Origin of the sequence: Floccifex sp., assembly GCF_051873555.1 — a bacterium.
Classification (GTDB): Bacteria; Bacillota_I; Bacilli_A; order Erysipelotrichales; family Erysipelotrichaceae; genus Floccifex.
Genome location: NZ_JBJEEY010000142.1, coordinates 1 through 5,944, shown reverse-complemented (window position 1 = coordinate 5,944; position 5,944 = coordinate 1). Strand labels below are relative to the sequence as shown.

At 33.0% G+C, this 5,944-nt stretch carries 7 protein-coding genes; all 7 read right to left on the bottom strand.

Going from position 1 to position 5,944, the window contains the following annotated elements:
* A partial coding sequence (locus ACI32A_RS08270) for an Hsp33 family molecular chaperone HslO (protein ID WP_439754577.1) occupies positions 1–186 on the bottom strand: 186 nt, incomplete at its 3' end.
* Between the two features lie 23 nt (positions 187–209).
* Positions 210–2,159, bottom strand: coding sequence for an ATP-dependent zinc metalloprotease FtsH (gene ftsH / locus ACI32A_RS08265; protein WP_439754576.1), 1,950 nt, complete (start codon positions 2,157–2,159; stop codon positions 210–212).
* 11 nt (positions 2,160–2,170) lie between these two features.
* Positions 2,171–2,713, bottom strand: coding sequence for a hypoxanthine phosphoribosyltransferase (gene hpt, locus ACI32A_RS08260; RefSeq protein ID WP_439754575.1), 543 nt, complete (start codon positions 2,711–2,713; stop codon positions 2,171–2,173).
* A gap of 14 nt (positions 2,714–2,727) precedes the next feature.
* Positions 2,728–3,909, bottom strand: a complete 1,182-nt coding sequence (tilS, locus tag ACI32A_RS08255; protein WP_439754574.1) for a tRNA lysidine(34) synthetase TilS — start codon at positions 3,907–3,909, stop codon at positions 2,728–2,730.
* A 49-nt stretch (positions 3,910–3,958) separates the two neighbouring features.
* Positions 3,959–4,498 carry a hypothetical protein gene (locus tag ACI32A_RS08250; protein ID WP_439754573.1) on the bottom strand — a complete coding sequence of 180 codons (540 nt, stop codon included), beginning with the start codon at positions 4,496–4,498 and terminating at the stop codon, positions 3,959–3,961.
* A 43-nt stretch (positions 4,499–4,541) separates the two neighbouring features.
* Complete coding sequence (locus tag ACI32A_RS08245; protein WP_439754572.1) at positions 4,542–5,612, bottom strand: MraY family glycosyltransferase; 1,071 nt, start codon at positions 5,610–5,612, stop codon at positions 4,542–4,544.
* Positions 5,609–5,944, bottom strand: a 336-nt coding sequence (locus ACI32A_RS08240) for a rod shape-determining protein (protein WP_439754571.1), incomplete at its 5' end; no start/stop codon positions are given. The genes ACI32A_RS08245 and ACI32A_RS08240, both read right to left, overlap by 4 nt.

Genomic DNA, 5,944 nt, shown 5'->3' with positions numbered 1-5,944 from the left:
TTCTTGTTCATCTTTTAACATCGATCCCATCATACTTCCAATCGTTAAAGTACGACCTAGAGCCGCACAAGCACATGGATGTAAATCAAATCGATTTTTGGCTTCTTGCACTAAATTTGTTGAACTACATAAAAAAACACGAACACGGTTTTCTAATACTAAAGCACGAATTAATTGATCTTTCATATTTTCCTCCAAAAGAAAAGACGCTAAGCGTCTTTTTTCTTTGTTAATTCACTTAAAGCATCATCCAAATCTTTTTGATCGACACCAGCAGGAATTGGAGGCAATTCTTGTTGCACTTCTTCCTTTTTCTCTTCAATCACTTGATTTGGATTGGTGATAGTTCCATATTCCATCAAATTTATGATTTCTTCACTTGTCAATGTTTCGTATTCATACAAAGACTTCGCAATTAAATCCAGTAAATTACGGTTTTCTTCTAAAATCTGACGACACTGTGTTTGACAATCATCAACAATGCGACGCACTTCTTTATCAATTTCTTCGGCTACACCAGCTGAATAATTGCCACCTTGTGTATAATCACGACCCAAGAATACATTGCCTTGTGGATCGGCATATTGAATCGGTCCTAAAGTAGACATTCCATATACACGAACCATATTCTTGGCAATTTTTGTCAATCGTTCAATGTCATTAGAAGCCCCTGCACTAATCGCATCTTTTCCAAATACAATTTCTTCAGCCACTCGACCACCTAATAAACCAGTAATCTGAGCTAAATACGCTTTCTTAGTAGGGAACATTCTTTCTTCACGAGGCATCATCAAGTTATAACCACCAGCTTCTCCTCGAGGAATAATTGTGACTTTTTGAACTGCATCAGCATCTTCTAATTTCAATCCAATAACAGCATGTCCCGCTTCATGATAAGCCACCAGCATTTTATCTTTTTCTGTATATTTTTTACTTTTCTTAGCCGGTCCCATCATTACTCTATCAATGGCTTCATCTAAATCACTCATAGAAATCAATTTGGCTTTGTTACGAACAGCTAAAATAGCTCCTTCATTTAATACATTAGCTAAATCCGCTCCAGAGAATCCAGGCGTACGTTTCGCTAAATTTTCTAAGTTTACATCGGCTGCCAGTTTTTTATTACGAGCATGGACAGCTAAAATTTCTTTTCGCCCTTTTACATCCGGTAAATTGACCGTAATTTGACGATCAAAACGACCACTACGCAATAAAGCAGGATCTAATACATCCGGACGGTTTGTAGCCGCAATAACAACAATTCCAGTATTATCGCTCATTCCATCCATTTCCACTAATAACTGGTTCAGAGTTTGTTCACGTTCATCGTTTCCGCCACCCATTCCGGCTCCACGTTGACGACCCACGGCATCGATTTCATCAATAAATATAATACATGGTGCATTCTTCTGTGCATTTTTAAACATGTCACGTACTCGACTGGCTCCTGTTCCAACAAACATTTCCACGAAATCCGATCCAGAAATCGAGAAGAATGGCACATTGGCTTCTCCTGCTACAGCTTTAGCCAATAACGTTTTACCTGTTCCAGGAGGTCCTACCATTAATACACCTTTTGGAATATGGGCCCCCATATCCGTAAATTTTTTTGGTGTTTTTAAATAATCAATAATTTCTTTTACTTCTTCTTTTTCTTCGTCACAACCCGCAACATCTTTAAACCGCACTTTTACATCATTTTCCATGCGTGCTCTTGATTTTGCGAATTCAAAGGCTTTAGCATTGGAGCCTCCACCCATTTTTGCCATCATCAAATAAAAGACAATCGCAATCACTAGAAAAGGAATCATTTGTCCTAGCATATTAATCCAGACCTTATTCGCATCTGGATTAATAACAGTGATTTCGCCACCATCTTTTGATAAAGTTTCATCTAACCATTCAATATTGGCATCTGTATTGGGAATCAAAGCTTTAAATGCCACTTTTTCTCCATCTGATTTATAAACTCCTTCTACTTGAATAATAGTGGATTCAATCGTCATGGAAGAATTTAAAAATTCAACTTTTTCAGCTTTCTTTTCAAATTCAGTAAAATTCAAGTTTTGACTCGTTGCGGATGAACTATACATCATCAGCGACACAATAATACAAATGATAAAAATGGTTGGCAAAAAATTAAGCCATTTTTTCTTCATCCTATGTCCTCCTATTCATATACTTCTGGACTTAATACTCCAACATAAGGAAGATTGCGATATTTCTGATCATAATCTAAGCCATATCCCACAACAAATTCATCCGGAATATCAAAGCCAACATAATCCGCTTCAATTTCAACTTTTCTTCCTTCTGGTTTATTGAGCAAACTAACGATTTTCACATCCTTTGCTCCTTTGTGATAAAACATTTGTTTAACAGCTTTAATTGTTTTTCCCGTATCAATGATATCTTCTACAATTAAAACACATTTTCCTTCACAAGATTGATCCAAATCTTTGTTGATTTTTACATCTCCTACTGATTTAGTTCCAACATAGGAGCTGACTTTCATAAAATCTATTTCACATGGAATCGTAAATCGTTTCATTAATTCCGACATAAAAGGAACGCTTCCTTTTAATAAGCCTACAATTAATAAAGGCTCCTCTAAATCCTTATATGTTTTTTCTAATTCAACAGCTAATTCTTTACAACGAAGCGCAATTTCTTCTTCGCCAATTAATATACGATCAATTTCTTTATTTTCCATAATTTTCTCCTAAGTTACAAAATGTATTGTATCATAAACAAATTTGATTTGACACTAAAATGTTTGACATCACAACCGATTTGTGGAACAAAAATAATTTCTTTTTTACAATTTTCTACAACCAGCCATTTTTTTCGCTGTATTTTAGATATTTTTCGATCCACAAAGAAACGATGAATGTTTTTTGTTCCATAGCGAAGAACAATACAATCTTTTTCTTGAACCGTTCGAATCACTAAAGGAAAATCCTGTGGATCAACAGTCATTCCTTCAATTGTTTTCCCATTTGAAAACAATCCAAATTCTTCGCAAACAAAATAATTCAATTCTTTTAATTCTATATATATTTTTTCTTGTTTCTTTTCAATATATAAACGATTTTGATATCGCTCTAAATAATAATTTTCGATTTCAATACAAATATCTTTTTTTAGTTTTTCACAAAGATCAAGTAAATATTTTTTTGAAAAATGATGATGAATAGTGGAAAATAAAAAATAATCTAATATAAACCAGTTATCTTCTAGTTTTAATAAATCATCTACTTGAAATGAAATAAGAAAATCCTTGGCAAATTGTCGTCTTTCCATTAATTTTTGATTCTCTTTTTCAATTTGAATACACATCTTCTCTTTTTCTGATTTTGACATACAATCAATTATGGAATGACGAATTTGGTTTCTAGTATAGTCATTGGATAAATTCGATTCATCAATTCCATATTCCACATGTTGAAAACGACAATAGTTTTCTAATTCTTGTTTGGTATAAGATAACAAAGGTCGATGAATCACAATATCATTTTTATAAACAATATTTTTTAATCCAAAACAATCACAAAGCATGTTTCGCTTTTTTTGAAAGATATATGTTTCTAAGTGATCATCCATTTGATGTGCCACAAAAACATCTGAACAACTCCATTCATGACACACTTGCTCAAAAAAATCATATCGAACGTTTCTTGCCCATGCCTGAAAATTATCACTGTGATCGTATTCTGGTTTTAATAATCGAAAAATCAATTGATGTTTTTGACAATAGTCTTTCACAATTTTTTCATCCCGCCAGGCACTGTCTCTTTTTTGATAATTCACATGACAAACGATAATTCTATATTGATTTTTTTGTACCATCTTATCCAGTAAAGCCATGCTGTCTGGTCCCCCTGAACAAGCTACAATAATTGTTTCCATGAAAAAATGATAATCAAAAATAAAAATGATTTCAATCAAAAAAGGCATTTTATCCAATGCCTTCATGTATTCTTTGTTTGATTGCCAGAAATAGTGGCTTGTCTACAGGAATATGTGCTTTTACATCAATGATACGACTTGAATTAATCCATTTTGCGTCGTTTAAATAACACGCACTGACTTTGCTTAATCCCTCAATTTTTCCTAACAACATCATATGACTTTTCTTATTTTCTTTTTTATAAAGTGCTTTTGTGATAGATCCTGTAATAGGAACGACAAATGCTTTTCCTTTTTGAATTGATAAAATAAGACCAAAATGCAAATACCCAATTTCATATAAATATGAAAGTCCAAAGTCAATGTAACAAATGTCTCCACATCGAATATCAACATTTGTTCCCTGACCCGGATTCATATTTTTCCTTCGACAATAATTGAGTTTCGAAACCATATAGTCATAGACTTCCTGATTTGATAAAGTATCCAGTAATTCTTTTTCTTCTTTTTCTGCCTGTTGTTTTAGAATTTCAATTTTTTCGTTTTTTAGAACAATATGTTTGTTCATCATCCATTCTTTTGGTTCCATACTATAAGCATACCAATCAAAAGTGAAGAATGAATGACAAACCCTAATGAAAATACGATTTTGCCTTAATTTTTTCGATTTTTTCTTTAATTCTTCGATATAAACCCATCAAAGGATGAAATTTTTCATTGATCATAGCAGATTTTTCAATAAATAATTCAATTGCCAGCAACAAAATTAAAATCACCAGAAGGCCAATCCATTTATTGATCATATAAATACAGGCACTCACGCCAAATAATCCTGTAATTCCGCACATGATAATGACTGTTTTTCCATGGCCGAATTGTTTCATCAACAAATGATGAATATGACTTTTATCGGCTTGCATAAATTTCATTCCTTTTAAAGTACGCCTTAAAATTGCGGATAACGTATCAATAATGGGAAGCATCAGCAACAACATCGGCAATGCCAATGTTACAATAGTAGAACTTTTAAATCCTAATAAAGAAATGGCAGAAATCATAAATCCTAAAAATAAAGATCCACAATCTCCCATAAAAATACTGGCAGGATGGGCATTGTATACAAGAAAACCAAGTGTTGAAAAAGCTAAAATAAAAGTAATTGTCATAACATCGACTCTTCGTTCCACCAATGCCAGACACCCAATCACAATTAAAATCACAACACTCATGCCACCGGCTAAGCCATCCAATCCGTCAATTAAATTTACGGCATTGGTAATACCTGCAATCCATATAATTGTAAAAATTAAAGTAATGACAGGAATATCAATTTCAATACCAAAAATACGAATAACATCCACTGAAACGCCGTAATACACCAAAACAATGGCAGCCAAAATTTCTAAAGCCAGTTTCATTAATGGCTTCATATCAATCAAATCATCAATTAGACCAGCAAAAAACATAATACTTCCACCAATCAATATACCATCCATAGCTCGATCCGCCGAAACAAACAAAGCCATCGTTATGACAAAAGCCAAGTATATACTTACGCCACCGATTCGTGATATTTTTCCATGATGTACCGTTCTTTCATTTTCCAGTGCATAGGATTTCGCAAATATTGAGTATTTCTTTACAATAGGTGTCAATAAAAGAGAAATGAAAAACGGAATGATCATACTTTTAAAATCAATCATTTTATTAAACCCTTCATTTTATTCATCATATCGTATTGTGGTGTATCTGTGCAAATAATTGGACAATGTAGTTCATGTTTTAAATACGCCGCCAATCCAAAACAATTTGCCAGGCCACCACTTAAATAAATGCCTTTTTCTAAAATTTGTTCCTGAATTTCCAGAGAAACTGAAGAAATCATTTGTTTGGTCCATAGAACGATTTGTTTTTCAATGGATTCAATACAAGGCCATACATCCATTGAAGTAATTGTGATTTTTTCATATTGTTTATATCTATTCATCGCAAAACAAGACAATTTTGCGTTTTTATTTTTTTCCAGATTCTTACT